This window comes from Nocardiopsis metallicus, from assembly GCF_014201115.1.
Taxonomy (GTDB): domain Bacteria; phylum Actinomycetota; class Actinomycetes; order Streptosporangiales; family Streptosporangiaceae; genus Nocardiopsis; species Nocardiopsis metallicus.
Window position 1 is genome coordinate 7,357,392 of record NZ_JACHDO010000001.1, and the last position, 21,958, is coordinate 7,379,349.

General features: G+C 70.9%; 19 protein-coding genes, 1 tRNA gene and 1 pseudogene. 14 read left to right on the forward strand and 7 right to left on the reverse strand.

The window, feature by feature from the left end; genetic code table 11:
• Positions 1–182 precede the first annotated feature (182 nt).
• A complete protein-coding gene (locus HNR07_RS32355; protein ID WP_184370321.1) occupies positions 183–1,076 on the forward strand; it encodes a bile acid:sodium symporter family protein in 894 nt (297 codons plus the stop codon).
• A gap of 93 nt (positions 1,077–1,169) precedes the next feature.
• Here the strand turns inward: HNR07_RS32355 and HNR07_RS32360 are convergent, their stop codons facing one another.
• Together HNR07_RS32360 and HNR07_RS32365 are read right to left on the reverse strand one after the other, a co-directional pair.
• Entirely contained in the window at positions 1,170–1,817 is a 648-nt protein-coding gene (locus tag HNR07_RS32360; RefSeq protein ID WP_184370323.1) for a LuxR C-terminal-related transcriptional regulator, read from the reverse strand.
• Positions 1,805–3,058 carry a sensor histidine kinase gene (locus HNR07_RS32365; protein WP_184370326.1) on the reverse strand — a complete coding sequence of 418 codons (1,254 nt, stop codon included), beginning with the start codon at positions 3,056–3,058 and terminating at the stop codon, positions 1,805–1,807. The genes HNR07_RS32360 and HNR07_RS32365 overlap by 13 nt, the downstream gene beginning before the upstream one ends.
• Positions 3,059–3,267: 209 nt before the next feature.
• Here HNR07_RS32365 and HNR07_RS32370 point away from each other — a divergent pair.
• Positions 3,268–3,812, forward strand: a pseudogene (locus tag HNR07_RS32370) (DinB family protein).
• Positions 3,813–3,839: 27 nt separating this feature from the next.
• Positions 3,840–4,346, forward strand: coding sequence for a hypothetical protein (locus HNR07_RS32375; RefSeq protein ID WP_312894035.1), 507 nt, complete (start codon positions 3,840–3,842; stop codon positions 4,344–4,346).
• 70 nt (positions 4,347–4,416) lie between these two features.
• On the opposite strand, the gene HNR07_RS32380 is transcribed toward HNR07_RS32375, so the two are convergent.
• Both HNR07_RS32380 and HNR07_RS32385 read right to left on the reverse strand, forming a co-directional pair.
• Complete coding sequence (locus HNR07_RS32380) at positions 4,417–4,923, reverse strand: LURP-one-related/scramblase family protein (protein WP_184370328.1); 507 nt, start codon at positions 4,921–4,923, stop codon at positions 4,417–4,419.
• 81 nt (positions 4,924–5,004) lie between these two features.
• On the reverse strand, positions 5,005–5,496 hold the full coding sequence (locus HNR07_RS32385) for a MarR family winged helix-turn-helix transcriptional regulator (protein ID WP_184370332.1): 492 nt from the start codon (positions 5,494–5,496) through the stop codon (positions 5,005–5,007).
• Between the two features lie 133 nt (positions 5,497–5,629).
• Between HNR07_RS32385 and HNR07_RS32390 the strand changes: the two genes are divergently transcribed.
• Positions 5,630–6,874 carry an MFS transporter gene (locus HNR07_RS32390; RefSeq protein ID WP_184370334.1) on the forward strand — a complete coding sequence of 415 codons (1,245 nt, stop codon included), beginning with the start codon at positions 5,630–5,632 and terminating at the stop codon, positions 6,872–6,874.
• Here the strand turns inward: HNR07_RS32390 and HNR07_RS32395 are convergent.
• Complete coding sequence (locus HNR07_RS32395) at positions 6,862–7,827, reverse strand: DMT family transporter (RefSeq protein WP_312894036.1); 966 nt, start codon at positions 7,825–7,827, stop codon at positions 6,862–6,864. The genes HNR07_RS32390 and HNR07_RS32395 overlap by 13 nt on opposite strands.
• Positions 7,828–7,922: 95 nt before the next feature.
• Here HNR07_RS32395 and HNR07_RS32400 point away from each other — a divergent pair, with 95 nt between their 5' ends.
• Positions 7,923–8,930, forward strand: a complete 1,008-nt coding sequence (locus HNR07_RS32400) for a LysR family transcriptional regulator (RefSeq protein ID WP_184370337.1) — start codon at positions 7,923–7,925, stop codon at positions 8,928–8,930.
• Positions 8,927–9,634: an exonuclease domain-containing protein gene (locus HNR07_RS32405; protein WP_184370340.1), complete on the forward strand. Its 708-nt coding sequence runs from the start codon at positions 8,927–8,929 to the stop codon at positions 9,632–9,634. The genes HNR07_RS32400 and HNR07_RS32405 overlap by 4 nt, the downstream gene beginning before the upstream one ends.
• A 33-nt stretch (positions 9,635–9,667) precedes the next feature.
• Here HNR07_RS32405 and HNR07_RS32410 read toward each other — a convergent pair whose 3' ends face one another.
• Positions 9,668–10,168 carry a DoxX family protein gene (locus HNR07_RS32410; protein WP_184370343.1) on the reverse strand — a complete coding sequence of 167 codons (501 nt, stop codon included), beginning with the start codon at positions 10,166–10,168 and terminating at the stop codon, positions 9,668–9,670.
• A gap of 258 nt (positions 10,169–10,426) precedes the next feature.
• Positions 10,427–10,498 (reverse strand) — tRNA-Arg (locus HNR07_RS32415).
• A 133-nt stretch (positions 10,499–10,631) separates the two neighbouring features.
• On the opposite strand from HNR07_RS32415, the gene HNR07_RS32420 reads away from it, so the two are divergent.
• From HNR07_RS32420 to HNR07_RS32455, 8 genes are all read left to right on the forward strand, one after another.
• Positions 10,632–11,030 carry a response regulator transcription factor gene (locus HNR07_RS32420; RefSeq protein ID WP_184370346.1) on the forward strand — a complete coding sequence of 133 codons (399 nt, stop codon included), beginning with the start codon at positions 10,632–10,634 and terminating at the stop codon, positions 11,028–11,030.
• Positions 11,027–12,145, forward strand: a complete 1,119-nt coding sequence (locus tag HNR07_RS32425; protein ID WP_184370349.1) for a DALR anticodon-binding domain-containing protein — start codon at positions 11,027–11,029, stop codon at positions 12,143–12,145. The genes HNR07_RS32420 and HNR07_RS32425 overlap by 4 nt, the downstream gene beginning before the upstream one ends.
• A 175-nt stretch (positions 12,146–12,320) precedes the next feature.
• Positions 12,321–13,706 (forward strand): diaminopimelate decarboxylase, encoded by a 1,386-nt coding sequence (gene lysA / locus HNR07_RS32430; protein ID WP_184370352.1) that lies wholly within the window; start codon positions 12,321–12,323, stop codon positions 13,704–13,706.
• A 73-nt stretch (positions 13,707–13,779) separates the two neighbouring features.
• The gene (locus tag HNR07_RS32435; RefSeq protein ID WP_184370355.1) at positions 13,780–15,066 is read left to right on the forward strand and encodes a homoserine dehydrogenase; all 1,287 of its coding nucleotides are present in this window, start codon (positions 13,780–13,782) and stop codon (positions 15,064–15,066) included.
• A gap of 248 nt (positions 15,067–15,314) precedes the next feature.
• A complete protein-coding gene (gene thrC, locus HNR07_RS32440) occupies positions 15,315–16,373 on the forward strand; it encodes a threonine synthase (protein ID WP_184370357.1) in 1,059 nt (352 codons plus the stop codon).
• 135 nt (positions 16,374–16,508) lie between these two features.
• On the forward strand, positions 16,509–17,447 hold the full coding sequence (thrB, locus tag HNR07_RS32445; RefSeq protein ID WP_184373019.1) for a homoserine kinase: 939 nt from the start codon (positions 16,509–16,511) through the stop codon (positions 17,445–17,447).
• Between the two features lie 435 nt (positions 17,448–17,882).
• Positions 17,883–19,895, forward strand: coding sequence for a transcription termination factor Rho (gene rho, locus HNR07_RS32450; protein ID WP_184370360.1), 2,013 nt, complete (start codon positions 17,883–17,885; stop codon positions 19,893–19,895).
• 204 nt (positions 19,896–20,099) lie between these two features.
• Positions 20,100–21,920 (forward strand): L-lactate permease, encoded by a 1,821-nt coding sequence (locus HNR07_RS32455; RefSeq protein ID WP_184370371.1) that lies wholly within the window; start codon positions 20,100–20,102, stop codon positions 21,918–21,920.
• The last annotated feature ends 38 nt before the right edge of the window (positions 21,921–21,958 follow it).

Below are 21,958 nucleotides of genomic sequence, written 5' to 3' on the forward strand. Positions count from 1 at the left end.
GTGGGTCACGGATCGGCGCGATTCCGTCACCCTGCCGGACGTCTCCGGGATGCTCCGGGCGTTTCCGGGACACTCCGGGCGGCACAGGTCACCTGTGCGCAGGCACCGTTCACCGAACGCGGTCCGCGATTGTCCCGACCGCCCGTGCCGCTCTCCCCGCGGCCCGTCCCCCAAGGTGCCCCATGGACTCCGCCCTCACGACGATCGGCCTCCCGATCGCCCTCGGCATCATCATGCTCGGCCTGGGTCTGTCCCTCACCGTCAAGGACTTCACCCGGCTGATCTCCATGCCCTGGACCATCGTCCTGATCCTGGGCTGCCAGATCGTCCTGCTGCCGATCTTCTGTTTCGGCCTGGTCCTGGTCTTCGTCAACTACTTCGACCTCTCACCGCTGCTGGCGGTGGGAATGATGATGATGGCCGCCTCCCCGGGCGGAACCACCGCGAGCCTGTACAGCTACCTGTTCAAGGGCAACGTCGCGCTCAACATCTCCCTGACCGCGATCAACTCGCTCACCGCCATGGTGACCCTGCCGCTGATCACCGGCTTCTCGCTCGGCTACTTCACCGAGGGCGGGTCCATCGGGCTCCAGACCGACAAGATGATCCAGGTCTTCGCGGTCATCCTCGTCCCCGTCGCCATCGGCATGTTCATCCGCGCGAGGATGACCTCCTTCGCCGAACGCATGGAGAAGCCGGTCAAACTCGGATCCGTCCTCGTCCTCGTCGCCGTCATCGTCGGCGCGATCGCCGCGGAGTGGGCCAACCTGCCGCAGTACATCGTCTCGGTCGGCCTGATGGTCCTCGTCTTCAACATCGTGAGCCTGATCATCGGCTACTGGGCCCCGCGCACGGTCGGTACCGGGCGCCCCGAGGCCATCGCCTCCTGCATGGAGATCGGCCTGCACAACACCACCCTGTCGCTGACCATCGCCGTGACGGTTCTCGGCAGCACCGAGATCGCGATTCCCTCGGCGGTCTACGGCGTGCTGATGTTCTTCACCGCGGCCGCCGCCGGGGTCCTGCTGACCCGCCGCGACGCCCGGGAGGCCAAGGCCGAGGCGGAGACCGTGTAGCCGGTCAGCGGTCCCGGCGGGCCGGGTCAGGCGCCTGACCCGGCCGCGGTGGCTTCGAGCCCCGTCCCAGCCCCGCTGCCCGGGAGGTCCGCCTCAGCTCCGGTGGCTCAGGTAGGTGAGGACCGCTCGGACCCGGCGGTGGCCGGTGTCCGTGGGGGCCAGGTCCAGCTTCTGGAAGATATTGCCGATGTGCTTGTGCACGGCGTTGTTGGTGACGACGATCCGTTCCGCGATCTCGGTGTTGTCGTGCCCCTCGGCCATGAGGGCGAGCACCTCGCGTTCCCGGGCGGTCAGGGACTCCAGCGGGTCCCGCTCCCTGCGGGCCAGCAGCTGCTGGACGACCGCCGGGTCCATCACCGTGCCGCCCTCGGCCACCTTCCTCAGAGCGTCGACGAACTCGCTCACCCGGCCGACCCGGTCCTTGAGCAGGTACCCCACGCCGCCCTGGCCGTCCGAGAGAAGCTCACCCGCGTAGTCGCGTTCGACGTACTGGGACAGCACCAGTACCGGCAGCCCGGGGTGGGCGCTGCGGGCGGCGATGGCGGCGTGGATGCCCTCGTCGCGAAAGTCCGGGGGCAGGCGCACGTCCACCAGGGCCAGGTCCGGCCGGTGCCGGTCGACGGCCTCCGCGAAGGCGGGGACGTCCTGGGCCACCGCCACCACTTCGTGGCCGCGGGTGGACAGCAAGAGCTTGAGGCCTTCGGACAACAGCACGTTGTCCTCGGCGATCACGATCCGCACGGAAGCTCCACCCCGATCACCGTCGGTCCGCCCTCGGGGCTGTGCACGGACACACGTCCGTCCAAGGCCGCGACCCTCCTGCGCAGGCCCTGGATCCCGCTTCCGGCGGTCTCGTCCACCCCGCCCCGTCCATCGTCGGTGACGGTCAGCGTCAGCAGGTCCCCCCGCTTCTCCTCCGCCCCCGCCTTCCCCTCCCGGGACAGCCGTACCGTCACCGAGTCCGCACCGCTGTGCCTGACCGCGTTGGTGACGGACTCGGTGACCGCGTAGTAGGCGGCCGTCTCCACCGCCACCGGAAGCGTTCCGGGGTCGGTGACGTCCAGTCGCACCGGCAGCGTGGTCCGACCGGCCAGCGCGGCGAGCGCCCCGGGCAGCCCGCGGTCGGCGAGGATGGGCGGATAGATGCCCCGGATGACGTCGCGCAGCTCGGACATGGCCTCCTCCGTGCCCGTGTGGGCCTGTTCCAGGAGAGCGGCGACCGTCGGGTCCGCCACCGCCTCCTTCGCCACACCCAGCTGCATCGCGATCGCCACCAGCCTCGCCTGGGTGCCGTCGTGCAGATCGCGTTCGATCCTCCTCAGCTCCGCGCCGTGGGCGTCCACCACACCGGCCCGGGTGCGCTGGAGCTCGTCGACCCGAGTTGCCAGCTCCTCCCGCCGCTCCCGTTCGGAGGGCGCCAGCAGCCGGACGCACAGCCGGGCGTGGACTCTCGCGGCCGGCGGGACGACCCACACGGTGATCACCGTCCCCGCCACCAGCTGCACGGCGGCGACACCGAGCGCGATCCCCCAACCGTCGATGGTGAGCCCGAGCTGCATCGGCTGCAGGTCCGGGGGGAAGGCCCACCACATCAGCATCTGCACCGGGTTGAGCATCATGCCCGGACCGAGCAGTCCCAGGAGACCGAACACCATGCTCACCAGCGCGAACACCGGAGTCCAGAGTAGAAGTCGGAGCACCGCCGGTCGGCGCAGCAGGGCCAGAACGCTCCGCTCCGCGGGCAGGGAGAGTTCGGGGACCTCGACCCCGAGCAGCCGGGCGGCCCGCCGCCGGTTCCAGTCGGCCCATCCGGCCACCAGCCGCAGCCACCTGGGAAACACGAACAGCCCCACCCCGCTGACCGGGATGGTCAACGCCACGACAAGGGTGAACGGAAGCACCAGGAGGGTGGCCATTCCGGCTCCCAACGCCAGCAGCAGGTAGCCGCACGCTCGTAATGCCCGACCCCAGACGTCCCGCATCCCGCACCCCTCGATCTTGTTCGCGCCGACCCGGCTGCGTCGACACCGAACATTCTGGGGTATCCCGATCGCGCCGGACACTACAGCTGGCTACCGGAACCCGGAACCCGGAACCCGGAACCCGGAACCCGGCCACCGCTCCGTCCGGAGTTGTCCACAGCCCGCGGATCACCCTCCCGTTCGTCGCCGTCCCGGCGCAGACTGGAAGCATGAACCAGATCCCGCCGCAGAACTTCTCGGGTGTGTGGCCCGCCGACGACCGTCCCGCACCGCCCCGGGCGGGGACGGAGGCCGAGGTCCTCACCGCCTACCTCGACTGGCGCCGCGCCACCCTGGAGGCCAAGTGCGAAGGGCTGAGCCCCGAGCAGCTCTCCGCACGGGCCGTCCCCGCCTCCACGCTCAGCCTGCACGGGCTGGTCCGCCACCTGGCGGGGGTGGAGCGCTGGTGGTTCCGGATCCAGTTCGCGGGGGAGGACCTGCCGTTGCCGTACTACACCGACGACGACCCCGACCAGGACTTCGACGACCTCGGCGGCGACCCGGCCGAGGCCTTCGCGACCTGGCGGGCCGAGGTGGACCGATCCCGGGAGATCGTCGCGGCGGCGGGATCGCTGGACGGACGGGGACGGAGTCACGCTCCGGCGAGCCCATCCAACTCAGATCGGTCCTGGTGAAACTCATCGCCGAGTACGCCCGTCACAACGGCCACGCTGATCTGCTGAGAGAGAGCATCGACGGCGCCACCGGAGTGTGACCGACCCCGAGAGGAAGGCGGAGCCCCGTGCCCGCAGACCCCCCGACCCGTCCACCGATCCACCACCCGCTACCTGACGCGCTCCCCCTGCCCCGCGCCGTGCATGGCCTGTACGGCAGGATCATCCGACAGGGCTGCGGCGGAAAATTCGCCGTGGTGTGGGCGGAGGCCCTGCCACTCGGGCCCGGCCGTAGCGGGGTCGAGACCGTCGACGAGGTGACCCACCGGGTGGAGGGCGACAGCTTCCCCGAGGAGTACCTGGCAGCCCTGGGCGACGGTGCGCACAGGGCCTGGACGCTCGATGACGGGCCCAGACCGCCCTATGCCGTCCGCGTCCGCGTCACCGACGCCCGCTGGCACCCCGTGGACTCCAACCCGATCTCCTTCGGGGCGGTCGGCGAGTACCTGGCAGCCGAGATCACCGCCTGCCTGCGTGAAGGCCGCGCGCCCCACCCGCTGATGCTGCCCGGGACCCGCCCACCGCTGCCCTGGGAACGCGAACTGCTCCACCCCGGTCAGGGCGGCGCGCCCTGACCGCGCCGAGCTTCGGCGCTGGGGGCCGTCCCAGCCCGGTCCGGTACGGAAGGGGGAGTGGAGCAACGGCCTAGCTGCCGTCGCCGTCGTCGTTGGTGAGGGCGTCGACCGCCACCGCCACGCTGATCACCAGCGCCGGGTCCCCGGCGATGTCCTTGCGATGGGTGTTGACGTCCACCGCGTAGGTGTCGCGCATCCGGAACCACTTACGGGAGACCACCGCGACGGTGCCCTCCTTGTCGCTGATCGAGTACTCCTTGTCGAAGAAGCTCCCGACCACCTCCCAGTCGGGGCCGCCCCTGACCTCCACGGTGAGTTTGTCCCGGATGGGATTGAACAGTCTCCTGCGGACGGTCGCGACGATCTTGCCCTCGTGCTCGACCCGCATCTGGTCGCGGACCTTGAAGAGCTTCTTGCGGATCACCATGAGGACTTCGCCCTTGGGATCCTTGAGCTCGAAGGTGGTGCGCACCCGCAACGCCTTGCCGTCCACCCAGAACACCTTGGCGCCCTGTTCGTCGGTCACCCAGAAATCGTCGCCGATGTCGAACACGCGTTCACGTACCAGGAATTTCATGACACGACGCTAGTAGATCCCGATTTCGGCCACCAGAACCACGGTTGTGCGGGATCCCTCGCCTCGCCGCGCTCTGGGCGGTCAGGTCGCGGGCTGAGCCGGTCCCTGTTCCCGTGCGACCTGCCCCGGCTCCGGGGTGAGCTCGCGCAGGGCGCCCACCAGCGGGGCGAGTTCAGGGGTCTGTGCCGCGTCGTCCAGAGCCTGGCGCAGTACCTCGTCGTGGGTGGGCCGGGCCCGGGTGAGGAGCTCCATGCCGGCGGGGGTCAGCTCCGTGTAGATCCCGCGCCGGTCGTCGGCGCACAGGATGCGGGTGAGCAGCCCCCGCTCCTCCAGCCGGGTGACCAGGCGGGTGGTGGCGCTGCTGGACAGCGCGGCGGCGCGGGCGAGCTGGCGCATCCTCATGTGCCAGCCGTCCTGCCGGTTCAGGGCGTCCATGACGGTGTACTCCACGACGGAGATCCCGTGCTCCGACTGGAGCGCGCGCTCCAGGGCGGTCTCGATGAGTCCGTGGACGGCGGCGAGCGTACGCCATCCGTGCGCGCGGATCTCTACGGCGTCGTCGGCGATCCCCATGGCCGCCCCACCTCCTCGTGGCTGGTCGCACATCATCTTAGCTTGCGCATGTAGAACGCGCATGCAACTATTTCTGTTGCGCGTGCAACTAGTGCACGCGCAACTACCCTTCTCTCTCCGAGGAGTACTCCTCATGCCGCTCGCGCTCTACGCCCTCGCCATCGGGGGCTTCGGTATCGGACTCACCGAATTCGTCATCATGGGTCTGCTGCCCGAGGTCGGCGCCGACTTCGGGGTCACGCCCACCGTCGCCGGGTACCTCATCTCCGGCTACGCCCTCGCCGTCGCGGTCGGCGGGGTCGGCCTGACCGCGCTGCTCAACCGGGTGGACCGCAAACGCGCCCTGCTCCTGCTGATGGTGCTGTTCATCGCGGGCAACCTGACCTCCGCGCTCGCGCCCACCTACGAGGTCATGCTCGCCGGACGCGTCCTCGCGGCCCTGTGCCACGGCGCGTTCTTCGGGATCGGCGCGGTCCTGGCCGCCGGGCTGGTCCCCGTGCACCGCAAGGCCGCCGCGATCTCGATCATGTTCGCCGGGCTCACCACCGCCACGGTCCTCGGCGTGCCCTTCGGGACCTTCCTCGGCCAGGCCTTCGGCTGGCGCTCCACCTTCTGGGCCATCACCGTGATCGGCGTGGTCGCCTTCGCGGGTATCGCCGCCCTGGTCCCGGCCACCAAGACCGCCGCCACCTCGGCTGTGCCCGCCGCTCGGGGCGCCACCAGCGCGACCGAAGCCGCTCCGTCGGCCTCCGCGCCCAGCCTGCGCACCGAACTCTCCGCCTTTCGCAGCACCCAGGTCTGGTTCTCCCTGGTGGCCACCGTCCTCGGCTTCGGCGGCATGTTCGGCGGGTTCACCTACATCGCCTTCACCCTCACCGAGGTGAGCGGATTCGCCGCCACCGCCGTGCCCTGGCTCCTGGTGCTCTTCGGCGTGGGCCTGTTCGCCGGGAACATCGTCGGCGGGCGCGCCGCCGACCGGAACCTCGGCCGGACCCTGCTGGTGCTCTTCGCCCTGCTCACCCTGGTCCTGTCCGGCTTCGCGCTGGTCGCGCACCTCAAGTGGGCCGCCCTGGTGGCCCTGCTGCTCATGGGCTTCGTCGGTTTCGCGACGGTGCCGGGGCTCCAGATGCGCATCATGGACTTCGCCGCCAAGGCTCCGACGCTCGCCTCGGGCGCCAACATCGCCGCGTTCAACGTCGGCAACGCCCTGGGCGCCTGGGCCGGGGGCCTCGGCCTGGCCGCCGGTCTGGGCTACACCTCGCCCCTGTGGGCGGGCGCCCTGATCACCCTGGTGGGGCTGGCCGTGATCGCGGTCGCGGTGCGCCTGCGCGGAGGGGAGTACGCCCGCCCCGCCCCGGAGCCGGTTCAGGTGCTCTGACCGGACTGGGGGCTTCGCCGTTGGGACAGCCAGATCGCCAGAACCACCAGCACGCAGCCCGCCAGTTGGACGGGGGTGACCCGCTCGCCGAGGAAGACCGCGCCCATGGCCACCGCCAGGACCGGTGGGAGCACGAGGATCGCCGCGCCGGTGCTCGCCGACAGCCGGGGCAGTGCCGAGCCGATCATCAGCCAGGTCAGTACCTGTCCGGTCAGAGCCAACAGCGCCGACCACATCCAGGCCCGTGCGTCCAGTGACGCCAGGTCGATCCCGCTCCACAGCGCACCCAGCACACCCGCGGCCAGCGCCGCGGTGGCGGTGGAGACGCACACCGGGGTCACCGTGTGCCCCTGGCCGCCCGCGAGCCGGGACAGGAAGAGGTACCCGGCGTAGGCGACCCCGGCCGCGCAGCCGTAGGCCAGGCCGAGCCACGGGTCCCCGTCGGGAACCGCGCCCGTGGCGCCGGCCGGATTGAACACCCCGGCGGTCAGGGCGACCCCGACCAGCATCACTGGCACCGCCAGCAGGAACCGTAGCGGTGCGCGGTCACCCAGGAGCACCCACGCCAGCAGGGGGAAGACCACCACCTGGACGTTGAGCAGGACGGTCGCCATCCCCGCGCCCACGTGCTGGATGCTCGCCGCCCAGAACACGTAGTCCACGCCGAGCAGCAGCCCCGCCGCCGCGTCCAGGCCCAGCAGCCGTCGTGCCCGCGGGCCGACCCGGCGGAGTTCGACGGCGGCCATCGGGACCAGCGGGAAAAGCGCGAGCGCGCACCGCAGGAAGGCGGCGGTTCCCGTGTTGGCCCCCGAGAGCTTGACGAAGACACCCGTCGCGGAGGTGCAGCCCGAACCCGCCACGGCCAAGGCCACGGGGTTGATCCGGTCCAACACCGAACCCCGTCGGGGCTCCCGTTTCGCCTCCGTGCCCGCCACCGGCTCCGCGCTCCTCACCGTCGCTCCCCTCGTTTTCCTGAGAATCAGCCTGCCGCCCACGACTCAGAAAGAAAAGCGATGATTTGTCTGACTTACTCAGTAGCATTGCTGATGTGTTCAGCATCGAACGACTGCGGGCGTTGGCCGCCGTACGGACCCACGGCTCCATCGCGCGCGCGGCGAGGGTTCTACACCTCACCCCTTCGGGGATGTCCCAGCAGCTCGCCAAACTGGAGCGGGAGGCGGGCCAGCGACTGCTCGAACCCGACGGCCGGACCGTGCGACTCACCCACGCTGGCCGGGTTCTGGCCGGGCACGCCGACCGGGTGCTCGCCCAGGTCGCCGAGGCGCAGACCGACCTGGCCGCCCTGGAGAGCCAGATCCTCGGGCCGCTGCGCCTGGGCGGTGTGGGCAGCGCGGTGCGCACCCTGCTCCCCGGCGCGCTGTCCGCCCTGCTCGCCCAACACCCCCGGCTGACCCCCACGGTCCGCGACGGCGAGGCGGTGTCCCTGCTGCCGCCGCTTCTGCGCGGGGAACTGGACCTGGTCATGGCCGAGAGCTGGTCCAGCCGCCCGGTCGCGCTCCCGGCCGGGGTCCGCACGGTGCGGCTCCTGGACGAGCGGGTGTGCCTGGCCCTGCCGTCCGACCACCCCTTCGGCGACCGGGGCGCGGTCGATCTCGCTGACCTCGCGCCCCCGGGCTCCCAGGCCCCCACCGGGTTGCCGTGGGCGAGCTGCCCGGCGGGCACCGAACCCCATGAGGCGATCCTCCAGGCCCTGCGCGCCCGGGGCGTGGAGCCCGACATCAGGTACACGCTCGCCGAGATCCCCTCCCAGCTGGAGCTGGTGGCCTCCGGGCTCGCCATGGCGCTCGTCCCGGACCTGGGGCGGCGTACCGCACCCGTAGGTGTGCGGTTCCTGCCCACGGAACCGCCGCTTCGTAGGACCATCGAGGCGGTGTGGCGGGCCGACGCCGAGACCCCGGCGATCCGCGCCTGCGTCACCGCGCTCACCGACATCGCCAGTAGGACCGACAGCGGTGCCAGCAGCACCAGCGCCACCATCGAAGGCAGCGCCGCCGGCGCCGACCACACCACCGCACCGAACAGAGGAAGCACGTGAACACTCCCTGGCACACCCGGCCCATGGCCGCCTTCGACATCGAGACCACCGGCCTGGACGTCGAGGGCGACCGGATCGTCACCGCCGCCCTGTGGCGCATCGACCCCGCGCGGGGCGCCAAGGAGGTCACCACCTGGTTGGCCGATCCCGGGATCGAGATCCCGGCGGAGGCGGCCGAGATCCACGGCGTCACCACCGAGCGGGCCCGCGCCGAGGGCCGTCCCGCGGCCGAGGTGGTCACCGAGATCGCCGCCGCGCTGGAGGCCGTGACCGCCGAGGGCATGCCCGTGGTGGTCTACAACGCCCCCTACGACCTCACCCTCCTGGACCGCGAGATCGCGCTCCACCGCCCGGGTGCGCCCCTGGCCGCCCAGCCCCTGGTGGTGGACCCGTTCGTCCTGGACAAGCACGTGGACACCTACCGCCGGGGCTCCAGGAAGCTCGTCGACGTCTGCGCCCACTACGACGTCCCCCTCGCCCAGGAGGAGGCGCACGGGGCGGCCGCCGACGCCCTGGCCGCCGCGCGCCTGGCCTGGCGGATCGCCGCCGCCCACCCCGAGATCGCGGAGATGTCCGCCGAGGACCTGCACCGGGCCCAGGTCAAGTGGAAGGCCGAGCAGTCCGCCAGCTTCCAGGAGTACCTGCGCCGCCGCAACCCCGAAGCCGTGGTCGACGGCACCTGGCCGCTGGTCCCCGCCACCTGAGCTGACCGCTCCCGGCCGAGACCGCGGTCACGGTCACGCCCGCGGCACGGCTTGGCGTTCCGCGGGCGTCTGCCGACGACGGCCGCGCCAGGCGCCTACGCAAGGGACGAGGACCATGGTGGTCGCCGCCACGAACACCGCCTGCATGGCGGTGCGTACGGGCAGGCTTTCGGTGAGGCCGGTCGAGACGCCCTGGGTGATGGCGTACACGTTGGCCGGGAACATCGCCACCAGCATCAGGGCCAGCCCCGCCGCCGCCCAGGGCGCCGTACGGTGCCAGAGCAGCCCGGCGGCCCCCGCGAGTTCGAGGACCCCGGTGACGGTGACCAGGAGTTCCGGTGCGGGCAGGGCCGGTGGGACCATGGCGACCAGGGTGTCCCGCATCCCCACGAAGTGCGCGACGCCGGTCACGGTGAACATGGCGGCCAGCCCGCCGCGCAGCGGCACCGGCCAGGGCCGAAGGCGCCGGACGCCCAGCAGCCCCAGCACCGCCAGGAGCGCGGTGGTGCCGACCAGGGTGATCAGGGGTGCCATGACTGCTCTCCCTCTCTCCAGCTCGGTGCGGCCCTCTCCGGGCCCGCAAATCTTTCCACTGGAAAGTCAACTCGAGACGCCCTCATCTTGTCAATGGAAAGATTCAGTGGGCAGGGTGTATCCGCCCGCCAGGACGGACCGTAACGAGGAAAAGGAGAGGCAGGGGAGGCTGGGGGAGCGTAGGGGCCCAACGGGCGAGAAGTCACCGAAAAGCAGAAAAGGCACCCCGTAGGATGCCTTTTCGCCGCGTTCTCGCTGTGCCCCCAGGAGGATTCGAACCTCCGCACCCGGCTCCGGAGGCCGGTGCTCTATCCCCTGAGCTATGGGGGCGCGCTGCCGCGTGAACAACTGTAGCAGGGGTTGCGGGCCGCTCGACCACACGTCGGGGGCACACGCCGCCCAACCCCGCCGGATGCTGGATTCCAGTGGTGCCGCCGCGCTCGACGGCGGTAGTGTCACGGTCGTGAACGCCCTTCCCACACGGGTTCTCGTCGTCGAGGACGACGAGGTGATCCGCGAACTCATCCGCCTGAACCTCGAATTGGAGGGGTTCGAGGTGTTCACCGCCATGGACGGTCAGGACTGCCTGGACCGCGTGGGTCACGTCGAACCCGACGTGATCACCATGGACGTGATGATGCCCCGGCTCGACGGCTGGTCCACGGTCGAGCGCCTGCGCTCGGACGGTTACGACCGCCGCATCGTCATGGTGACCGCCCGAGCCCAGGCCGACGACCGCAGACGCGGGGAGCGGATCGGCGTGGACGAGTACCTGACCAAGCCCTTCGACCCCGACGAACTGGTCGACCTGATCCGTGCCCTCCTGGGGGAGGGCGACGGCGGGATCGGGGGAACGGCGTGACCCCACGCGGACTGGAAGCGGTCCTGCGGCGCGCCGCCCTGCGCGCCTTCGACCTGTCCGAGGCGGACGTCCCCTTCGTGTGGCCGCGCAACGACCACGCGGCCGAGGGGGCCGACGCCGCCGTCGCCCTGGCCCCCCGCCTGGTCGGCCGGGTCCGCGACACCCTCCCCAAGGGCCGGGAGGACAGCCACCGGCGCGTGGTCTGCGAGCGGATCTCCGACGAGGTCGACGCGATGGCCGAGGAGGGCGAGCCCGACGCCGGGTTCGCGCGGGTCCTCGCGGACAAGCGCGGCTTCACCAACGTCACCTTCACCTGCGAGCAGCGCCAGAACCTGCTCCGCGCCGCCGCCGACGGGCCGCGCTACCTCACCGGCCGTCCCTGGACCGGGACGGGGGAGTGGCCCCGCTCCGAACTGCACGAGGCCGGACCCCTGGCCCAGGCCCGCCGGTACGCCCGCGCCGACGCCCGGGCCCGCATCGCCCTGGCCGTGGGGGAGCAGGCCCCACCGCCCGGTCCCGAGGGCGAGGCCTCCTGGCGGGACCGCTACCTGGACACCGGCCACGCGGAACTGTTCACCCCCGCGGGCCGCGTGCTCGGCCGGATCGGGGAGGACAGCGCCCGCGTGGCCTTTTGCCGCTCACTTCCCGAACACCCCCGCGAGAGCGAGACCACCGGGCGCGACCTGCCGGTCCTGCCCTCGGCGGACAAACCCGGGGCCTGGGTCCGGCTCACCGACGCCAACCCGGCCTTCCGGATGCGCTACGCCCACGCGCACGCCCTGAGCAGCCTGCGCTGGGCGGACCGGACCCCCGCCCCCGGCGCGCGCGGCTGCCACCACGGGCACGGGGCGAAGGTGCGCGGACTCCTCTTCGACGGCCCCAGCGTCCTGGACACCGCGGCCCGCCGAGAGGAACCCCATATCCTGGTCAGATACCTGGAGGCGCTGACCAGTGCCTACGATGAGTGGCGGACGGGTTCCACCACGGCCGCCGAACCGGCCCAGGGGCCGGAGCCGACGTGGGCCGCCCTCGACCCGGCGCTGCCCGCGGCCGTCGCCGGTGTGATCGGCACCGGACTCTTCCTGCTCGGGGTGTCAGCGCCCACAAGGCTGTAGACACCCCTGCTGCGGCGGGCCCGCACCACGGACCCGATGGGACCAGCCCAACCCCTGTGTTCCGATCGGCTTAGTGGACAATGAGTACCGGAACATGCCCCGGTCGCCTTCCCGCGCCGACCGCCGGTCAACACAGCACAGCCAGAACTATCGAAGTCCCAGCCGAAAGACCGTCATGAGCCGCTACGCCCACCCCGCCGGATCCCGCCACGCGGAGGTCCTGCCGGAGGAGAACCCGCCGCTGCCGCCCGAGGACCTCAACGCGCTGAACCCGCGGGTCTGGCCCGCCACCACGCGTCGCTCGAACGGTGAGGTCACCGTCGGCGGCGTCGGCGTGCGCGCCCTCGCCGCCGAGTACGGCACCCCGCTCTTCGTCATGGACGAGGAGGACTTCCGCGCCCGGGCCCGTGACTACGCCACCGCCTTCGCCGACGCCGACGTCTACTACGCGGGCAAGGCCCTGCTGACCAAGGCCGTCGCCCGCTGGGTGGTCGAGGAGGGGCTCAAGCTCGACGTCTGCTCCGGCGGCGAACTGGCCGTGGCCCTGGCCGCCGAGGTCCCCGCCGACCGCATCGCCATGCACGGCAACAACAAGTCGGTGGCCGAGCTGCGCCGCGCCGTGCAGGCCGGGGTCGGCCGGATCATCCTGGACTCCCTGGACGAGATCGGCCGCCTGGAGGCCGTGGCCGCCGAGTCCGGCGCCCGCCCCAAGGTGCTCATCCGGGTCACCACCGGTGTGGAGGCGCACACCCACGAGTTCGTGGCCACCGCGCACGACGACCAGAAGTTCGGCTTCGCGCTGAGCACCGGCGCCGCCGCCGAGGCGGTCCGCCGCGTCCTGGCCGCCGAGCACCTGGAGCTGGTCGGCCTGCACTCGCACATCGGCTCGCAGATCTTCGACACCTCGGGCTTCGAGGTCGCCGCCCGCCGCCTCACCAAGTTCCTCACCCGGATCCACGAGGAACTGGACGTCACCCTCGCCGAACTCGACCTCGGCGGCGGCCTGGGCATCGCCTACACCGCCGGTGACGACCCGCTCGACCCCAAGACCATCGCGGCCAGCCTCACCGCCATCGTGCTCCGCGAGTGCGCCGACGCGGGGCTGCCCATGCCGCGCATCGCGGTCGAGCCGGGCCGGGCCGTGGCCGGTCCGGCCGGGATCACCGTCTACGAGGTCGGAACCGTCAAGGACGTCGAGGGCATCCGCACCTACGTCAGTGTCGACGGCGGCATGAGCGACAACATCCGTACCGCCCTGTACGGCTCGGAGTACACCGGCCAGCTGGTGTCCCGGGAGAGCGACGCCGAGCCGATGCTCTCCCGCCTGGTCGGCAAGCACTGCGAGAGCGGTGACATCATCGTGCACGACCTCTACCTGCCCGCCGACCTGCGGCCGGGCGACCTGGTGGCGGTCGCCGCCACGGGCGCCTACTGCTACTCCATGGCGAGCAACTACAACCACCTGCCCCGCCCCGCCATGGTGGCGGTCCGGGACGCGAACGCACGGGTGATCGTGCGCAGGGAGAACGAGGAGGACCTCCTCCGCCTCGACGTAGGCTGAACCGTCCGCACCACGGGCGCCGCACCGGTGCCCGGCAGGGTTCGGACACGAGAGAAGTGGGAGTCACGCCCAAATGGCGATGAAGGTGGCGCTGCTCGGATGCGGCGTTGTGGGTTCGGAAGTCGTCCGCCTGGTCAACGAGCAGTCCGGGGAACTGGCCGCGCGGATCGGCACGCCGATCGAGATCGGCGGCATCGCGGTCCGCCGGCTGGACCGCGACCGCGGCGTCGACCCGGCGCTGCTGACCACCGACGCCACGGCGCTGGTCACCCGCCCGGACATCGACGTCGTGGTGGAGGTCATCGGCGGGATCGAACCGGCCCGTTCGCTGATGCTCGCCGCGATCAAGGCGGGCAAGTCCGTGGTGACGGCCAACAAGGCCCTGCTCGCCGAGGACGGTCAGACACTTCAGGCCGCGGCCCGTGACGCCGGGGTCGACCTGTACTACGAGGCGTCCGTGGCGGGGGCGATCCCGCTGCTGCGACCGCTGCGCGACTCCCTGGCCGGGGACCGGGTCAACCGGGTCCTGGGCATCGTCAACGGCACCACGAACTACGTGCTGGACCGGATGGACTCCCTGGGCGCCGGGTTCACCGAGTCCCTGGAGGAGGCACAGGCCCTCGGGTACGCCGAGGCCGACCCGACCGCCGACGTCGAGGGCTTCGACGCCGCCGCCAAGGCCGCGATCCTGGCCCGGCTGGCCTTCCACACCCAGCGGGTCACCGCCGCCGACGTCCACCGCGAGGGCATCACCGGGGTGTCGGCCGCCGACATCGCCAGCGCCCGCGCGATGGGCTGCGTCGTCAAACTCCTGGCGATCTGCCAGCGCTCGGAGGACGGCGAGTCGGTGGGCGTGCGCGTCCACCCGGTGATGCTTCCGGTCGAGCACCCGCTGGCCAGCGTCAAGGAGGCCTACAACGCGGTGTTCGTCGAGGCCGAGTCGGCCGGCCGCCTGATGTTCTACGGAGCCGGGGCCGGCGGCACGCCCACCGCCAGCGCCGTCCTCGGCGACATCGTGGCGGTGACCCGCAACCGCCTGGCGAACACGTCGGTGGGGGAGGGCGCCCACGACACCGGCCTGCCGGTGCACGACATGGGTCAGACCATCACCAGCTACCACGTGGCGCTGGACGTGGCCGACCGCCCCGGTGTGCTCTCCAAGGTCGCCGAGATCTTCGCCGACCACGGGGTGTCCATCAAGAACGTGCGCCAGGAGGGGACCGGGGACGACGCCCAGCTCGTGCTGGTCAGCCACCCCGCCCCGGACTCCGCGCTGAGCGGCACCGTCGAGGAGCTCAGCGTGCACCCGATGGTCCGCGACGTCGCCAGCGTCATGCGGGTGGAGACCTTCCAGGAGTAGCCGGACCCCGCCGGGGCCCGTGTGCGCACGGCCCCGGCGCCCGGTCGTGAGCCGGTCGGGAAATCCACCGAATGTCCACATGGTGAGAAAAGTATGCCCGGGATGCAAGACGACTCGGGCAGGGCCATAGACTCGTAGCTGGTGGGGACGGATCGCCTCCGCGACGCCCCGCCCGCATCCCGCGCGCGCCGAGTCCGGCCGCGCGTCAAGCGCAACCGCATCCACCCGAAAGGGACACCGTCGTGAGCATGGCACGGGCGTGGCGAGGCATCGTCGAGGAGTACCGCGACCGCCTTCCCGTCAACGAGAACACCCCCGTCGTCACCCTCCAGGAGGGCGGCACCCCCCTGCTGCCTGCCACGCGCGTATCCGAACTCACGGGATGCGAGGTCTTCCTCAAGGTCGAGGGCCTCAACCCCACGGGTTCGTTCAAGGACCGCGGTATGACGATGGCCATCACCAAGGCCGCCGAGGACGGCGCCAAGGCGGTCATCTGCGCCTCCACCGGCAACACCAGCGCCAGCGCCGCCGCCTACGCCATCCGCGCCGGGATGACCTGCGCCGTGCTGGTGCCCCAGGGCAAGATCGCCATGGGCAAGCTCGCCCAGGCCCTCGTGCACGGCGCCCGCCTGCTCCAGGTCGACGGCAACTTCGACGACTGCCTGGAACTGGCCCGCAAGCTCAGCGTCGACTACCCCGTCGCCCTGGTGAACTCGGTCAACCCCTACCGCCTCCAGGGGCAGAAGACCGCCGCCTTCGAGATCGTGGACGCCCTCGGCGACGCCCCGGACATCCACTGCATCCCCGTCGGCAACGCGGGCAACATCACCGCCTACTGGATGGGCTACACCGAGTACGCCAAGGACGGGATCTCCACCAGGGCCCCGCGCATGCTCGGCTTCCAGGCCAGCGGTTCCGCCCCGATCGTCAACGGCGCACCGGTCACCAGCCCGAGCACCATCGCCACCGCGATCCGGATCGGCAACCCGGCCTCCTGGAAGCTCGCCGAACAGGCCCGCGACGAGTCCGGCGGCCTCATCGACAAGGTGACCGACCGCCAGATCATGGCCGCCTACAAGCTCCTCGCCGCCGAGGAGGGCGTGTTCGTCGAACTCGCCTCCGCCGCGAGCGTGGCCGGGCTCCTCCAGGCCGTCGAGGCCGGGCAGGTCCCCAAGGGCAGCCGGATCGTGTGCACCGTGACCGGGAACGGCCTCAAGGACCCCGACTGGGCGCTGGCCGGAGCCTCCTCCGCCACCACCGTCCCCGTCGACGCCCAGGCCGCCGCCAAGGCCCTCGACCTCGCCTAGCCACCACTGCCGACCACCGGATGATCTTGCTACCAGAGGCGATCTCGGCGCCTTGGGTTCCAGAGGTACCGCGCCTCTGGTAGCAAGATCATCGCCTGTATGGAGCCCACTGTGACCTCTCCGCGCCCCGACCGGGTGTCCGTCCGGGCACCGGCGACCAGCGCCAACCTCGGCCCGGGCTTCGACGCCCTCGGGTTGGCCGTCCAGCTGTACAACGAGTTCGACGTCGCGGTCCGCGCCGACGGCGAGCTCCGCATCCGGGTCGAGGGGCAGGGCTCGGGCGAGGTACCGCTGGACCGGCGCCACCTCGTCGTCCGGGCCATGCGCGAGGCCTTCGAGCGGGTCGGGGAGGGACTGCCCGGCCTGGACCTGCGCTGCGTGAACCGCATCCCGCACGCCCGGGGCCTGGGCTCGTCCTCGTCGGCGATCGTCGGCGGGGTCGCCGCGGCCGCCGCGCTGCTGGGCCGCACCGGTCCCGGCGGTGGGCCGGACCGGGACTGGATCTACCAGATCGCCGCGGACATCGAGGGCCACCCGGACAACGTGGCTCCGTGCGTCCACGGCGGCTACACCGTGGCCTACCGCGACGGCGACTCCTGGGCTGCCGCCCGGCTCACCCCCCACGCGCGGATCCTGCCCGTGCTGTGCGTGCCGGGGTGGAAGCTGTCCACCGAACGCGCCCGCGGTCTCCTGCCCGAAACCGTCTCCCATGCCGACGCGGCCTTCAACGCCGGCCGTGCCGCGCTGATGACGGCGGCCGTTTGTGGCCAACCCGAATCCCTGTACGCGGCCACCGAGGATCGGCTACACGAGGCCTACCGGGCCCCCGCGATGCCCCGAACCCTGGAGCTCATCGGTGACCTGCGTCAACACGGGGAACTTCCGGCCGTGGTCTCCGGCGCGGGGCCCACGGTGCTCGTGCTGTGCTCGGTTTCGGAGGGTTCGGCGCGGGAGGATTCACCGGAAATCGTCCGGCAGATTGATTTGATCCGTCAGCGGGCGGGTAATGATTGGGACATACGCCCCCTGCACATCGAGCCGGCGGGGGTGCGGACCCCATCTCCCCATCCGTAGCATCTGTGTCGAGGAATAGCCGTGGCCTCTGGTGATGTTAGGCTGGGTGAAGCACCAGATGCCCCGTTGCGGGGCGTGTGCTCATCCGCCACAACGGCTTCCGCGTCCCATAATCCGGCGGTCCGATCTCTCGACCTGTCGGAAGCGGTGGCCCAAGTGTCGAGTCAGCGGGATCCCCGCTGTGCCCACGTCTCCACAGTCCACTCCTCCTTGGATGAGTGTGTCAGCGCGGTCGACGGGCATCACCTCCGAGCCACCCGCCCCGACGTCTGGCTGTACCCAGAGCCCGCCGCGATTGGGTAGGGGACCGTTTTCGCCGGTTTCCAACATCCACGTGGGGCACGCCCTACCCGGCCCCTGCCGGTTCGCACCATCGGGCCGGCCGATCAAGCAATCCGCTGACGGCCGAAGCCCGCTCCTTGGGAAGGACCCTTAGTGAGCGACACCACCGAACTCCGAACGGACGCGGCGGTCGACAGCAAGAAAAGTGCCGACGCCTCCTCGGAGGCCGGCGAAGCCGCGTCCGCCACCCGGCCCCGCACGGCCTCGCGCGGTACCGGTCTCGCCGCCCAGAAGCTCCCCGAGCTCCAGAAGCTCGCGTCGAGCATGGGTATTACCGGCACGGGGCGCATGCGCAAGAGCGACGTGATCGCCGCGATCGAGGCCAAGTCGGGCGGCCCTGTCGGCGGCCCGGCGAAGGCCAAAACCGCAAAGAAAGCCGACACCGCGCCCAAGGCCGGTAAGGTCGAGGCAACTGACGGCCCGGCCGAAGCCCAGTCTCCCGCCCAGTCGGGCACGGACGAGGCCCCGCGCAAGAGCGCGGGAGAGCGGTCGTCGGACCAGGCCGTGACCGAGACACAGGGTGGGAAGGGCGACAAGCCCTCCCGTAGCCGCCGCTCGTCCCGCAGGCGCGGCGACGAGTCCGGTGAGCAGCCCCGCTCGGTGGACGGCACCGACTCCTCAACCTCCGCGAGCAGCGTGACCAAGACATCCAGCACCCCCCAGAAGAACGGCCCCGACTCCGAGGACCGTGACACCAGGTCCGGGCAGGGTCGCGAGCGCCAGCGCAACCGTCGCAACCGCAACCGCGGCGGTGACGACCAGAACACGAACAACAACTCCGACCGCCAGCAGGACCGCCAGCAGGGCGGCGGTGGCGGAGGCGGCCAGAACCAGGGCCGCGGCCAGGGCGGCAACAACCAGAGCGAGGACGACGACTTCGGCGGCCGCCGCCGCGGCCGCCGTCGGGACCGCCGGGACCGCCGCGGCGGACGCGGCGGGGGCCAGGAGCCGGAGCCGGTCATCAACGAGGACGACGTCCTCCTGCCGGTCGCGGGCATCCTGGACATCCTGGACAACTACGCCTTCGTCCGGACCACCGGCTACCTGCCCGGCCAGAGCGACGTCTACGTCTCGCTGGCCCAGGTGCGCAAGCACGGCCTGCGCAAGGGCGACCACATCATCGGTGCGGTCCGCCAGCCCAAGGACGGCGAGCGCCGCGAGAAGTTCAACGCGCTGGTGCGCCTGGACTCGGTCAACGGCATGTCGCCGGACCAGGCCCGCGGCCGCCAGGAGTTCTCCAAGCTCGTCCCGCTCTACCCCCAGGAGCGCCTGCGCCTGGAGACCGAGTCGAACATCCTCACCACGCGCATCATCGACCTCGTCGCGCCGATCGGTAAGGGCCAGCGCGGCCTGATCGTCTCGCCGCCCAAGGCCGGTAAGACGATGGTGATGCAGTCGATCGCCAACGCGATCACCGAGAACAACCCCGAGTGCTACCTGATGGTCATCCTCGTGGACGAGCGTCCCGAGGAAGTCACCGACATGCAGCGCACGGTCAAGGGCGAGGTCATCCACTCGACCTTCGACCGCCCGGCCGAGGACCACACGGTCGTCGCCGACCTGGCGATCGAGCGGGCCAAGCGGCTCGTGGAGATGGGTATGGACGTGGTCGTCCTGCTCGACTCCATCACCCGCCTGGGCCGTGCCTACAACCTCGCCGCCCCGGCCAGCGGACGCATCATGTCCGGTGGTGTGGACTCCACCGCCCTCTACCCGCCGAAGCGCTTCTTCGGTGCCGCCCGCAACATCGAGGGCGGCGGCTCGCTGACCATCCTGGCCACCGCACTGGTCGAGACGGGTTCGCGCGCGGACGAGGTGATCTTCGAGGAGTTCAAGGGCACCGGCAACATGGAGCTCAAGCTCAACCGGTCCCTGGCGGACAAGCGGATCTTCCCGGCCGTGGACGTGGACGCCTCCAGCACGCGTAAGGAGGAGATCCTGATGTCGCCCGAGGAACTGGGCGTCGTCTGGAAGCTCCGCCGGGTGCTGCACGCGCTGGACACGCAGCAGGCCATCGAGCTGCTCCTGGACAAGATGAAGGAGTCCAACAGCAACGCGGAGTTCCTGATGCAGATCCAGAAGACCACCGTGGGCCCTGAGCGGTAACCACGAGGCTTCCAGGGCCCCCTCCCCACCCGGGGAGGGGGCCTTTTCGTGTTCTCCGGGGCACTCGCCGGCCTGGTTTCCGTCTTCCGGAAGCCCCATGTCACCAGTATGTCTCGGATCACATTCGGGGGCTGGTGGGAGGGCTCCCGCGTGCGTAGGGTCGCGCGAACCAGAGTGCAACCCCCCGACCAGGGAGCCGCCTGGATGGACAACCTCGCACTACTCAGCCTTCTCGCGCTCGCCCCGATCCTGCTCGTCGGAATCCTGCTGGTCGGGTTCCGACTCCCCGCCATGTACGCGATGCCCGCCGGGTACGTCGTCGTGGTCGGGATCGCCGTCGTCTTCTGGCAGACCGACTGGATGGTCGTCGCCGCCTCCACCCTCCAGGGCCTGATCCTCGCCGCGGGCCTGCTCTACATCATCTTCGGCGCGCTGCTCCTGCTCTCGACCCTCACCAGGAGCGGTGCCGTCGCCACCATCCGCGCCACCTTCACCGACATCACCCCCGACCGCCGCGTCCAGGCGATCATCATCGGCTGGCTGTTCGGCAGCTTCATCGAGGGCGCCTCCGGGTTCGGCACCCCCGCCGCCGTGGCCGCACCCCTTCTTCTCGCCCTGGGCTTCCCCGCAATGGCCGCCGTCATGGTCGGTCTGGTCATCCAGAGCACCCCCGTCAGCTTCGGCGCCGTCGGTACCCCGATCCTGGTGGGGGTCGCCGGCGGTCTGGAGGGATCCGACCAGGTCGCCGAACGCGCCTCCGTCCTCGGGCTCACCCTGCCCGAGTTCGTCAACACCATCGGGTTCCAGACCGTGCTGCTGCACGCCGTCGCCGGGACCTTCGTCCCGCTGATCATCTGCGTCATGCTCTGTGGCTTCTACGGCGATAACCGGCGCTTCTCCGACGGTCTCGGCGTCTGGAAGTTCGCCCTGTTCAGCGCCTTCGCCATGACCATCCCGTCGATCCTGTACAACTACTTCCTCGGGGTCGAGTTCACCAGCCTCCTAGGCGGGCTCACCGGACTGGTCATCGTGGTCCTCGCCGCCCGCAGGGGCTTCCTGATGCCGAAGAAGATCTGGGACTTCCCGCCCCGGGAGGACTGGCTCGCCCGCTGGACCGGAAAGATCGAATCCGGCAACGGCGAGGAGGTGGCCGGGCGCCGTATGGGCCTGCTCCAGGCCTGGGCGCCCTACCTGCTGGTCGCCGCGGTCCTGGTGGGTACCCGCACCATCGGCCCCCTCCAGGAGTGGCTGAGCGGCATCTCCGTCGGGTCCGGCGACATCCTCGGCACCTCCGTGGCCCAGACCATCGAGCCGCTCTACTCGCCCGGCGCCACCTTCATCCTGGTCTGCCTCATCACCTACGGCCTGCACCGGATGAAGGGCCGGGAGATCCTCGCCTCCTGGAAGATGGCCGGATCCCAGTTGGCCGGGGCCGCCGTGGCCCTGCTCTTCGCCGTCCCGCTGGTCCGGGTCTTCATCAACACCGGAGCCCGGTTCGGTGACACGGCCCTGGAGAGCATGCCGCTCACCCTGGCCATCGGAGCCGCGGAGGTCGGCGGTACCAACTGGCCCCTCCTCGCCCCCTGGATCGGTGCGCTGGGCGCCTTCGTGGCGGGCTCCAACACCGTCTCCAACCTGATGTTCTCGCTCTTCCAGTTCTCCACCGCCGAGCGCATCGGCATCGCGCCGGAGACCGTCGTGGCCACCGGGGCCGTCGGCGGAGCCGCCGGGAACATGATCACGGTGCACAACATCGTGGCCGCCTCCGCCGTGGTCGGCCTGGTCGGCCGCGAGGGCGACCTCATCCGCCAGACGATCATCCCGATGACCTACTACGTACTCATGGCCGGATCGGTGAGCTACGTGTTCGTCCACGGGCTCGGAGCCAACACGGGAACGGTCGTGCTCGCGCTGCTCCTGGCCACCCTGGCCGGTCTGGTCCTGCTCATGCGCAGGGCGGACGCGAACAAGCCCCTGCCCAGCACTATGCGCGACGCGGCGGAACTGAAAGGGGGTCGGGAATAGGTACTGGTCCCGGCATGGTTGTTGGTCTGGCAAACTGG

What these genes read in the sequence shown, in the direction of transcription:
- HNR07_RS32355 (WP_184370321.1), top strand. Translation starts at nt 183, where the DNA reads ATGGACTCCGCCCTCACGACGATCGGCCTCCCGATCGCCCTCGGCATC.
- HNR07_RS32365 (WP_184370326.1), bottom strand. Translation starts at nt 3,058, where the DNA reads ATGCGGGACGTCTGGGGTCGGGCATTACGAGCGTGCGGCTACCTGCTG.
- HNR07_RS32380 (WP_184370328.1), bottom strand. Translation starts at nt 4,923, where the DNA reads ATGAAATTCCTGGTACGTGAACGCGTGTTCGACATCGGCGACGATTTC.
- HNR07_RS32385 (WP_184370332.1), bottom strand. Translation starts at nt 5,496, where the DNA reads ATGGGGATCGCCGACGACGCCGTAGAGATCCGCGCGCACGGATGGCGT.
- HNR07_RS32390 (WP_184370334.1), top strand. Translation starts at nt 5,630, where the DNA reads ATGCCGCTCGCGCTCTACGCCCTCGCCATCGGGGGCTTCGGTATCGGA.
- HNR07_RS32410 (WP_184370343.1), bottom strand. Translation starts at nt 10,168, where the DNA reads ATGGCACCCCTGATCACCCTGGTCGGCACCACCGCGCTCCTGGCGGTG.
- lysA (WP_184370352.1), top strand. Translation starts at nt 12,321, where the DNA reads ATGAGCCGCTACGCCCACCCCGCCGGATCCCGCCACGCGGAGGTCCTG.
- HNR07_RS32435 (WP_184370355.1), top strand. Translation starts at nt 13,780, where the DNA reads ATGGCGATGAAGGTGGCGCTGCTCGGATGCGGCGTTGTGGGTTCGGAA.
- thrC (WP_184370357.1), top strand. Translation starts at nt 15,315, where the DNA reads ATGGCACGGGCGTGGCGAGGCATCGTCGAGGAGTACCGCGACCGCCTT.
- HNR07_RS32455 (WP_184370371.1), top strand. Translation starts at nt 20,100, where the DNA reads ATGGACAACCTCGCACTACTCAGCCTTCTCGCGCTCGCCCCGATCCTG.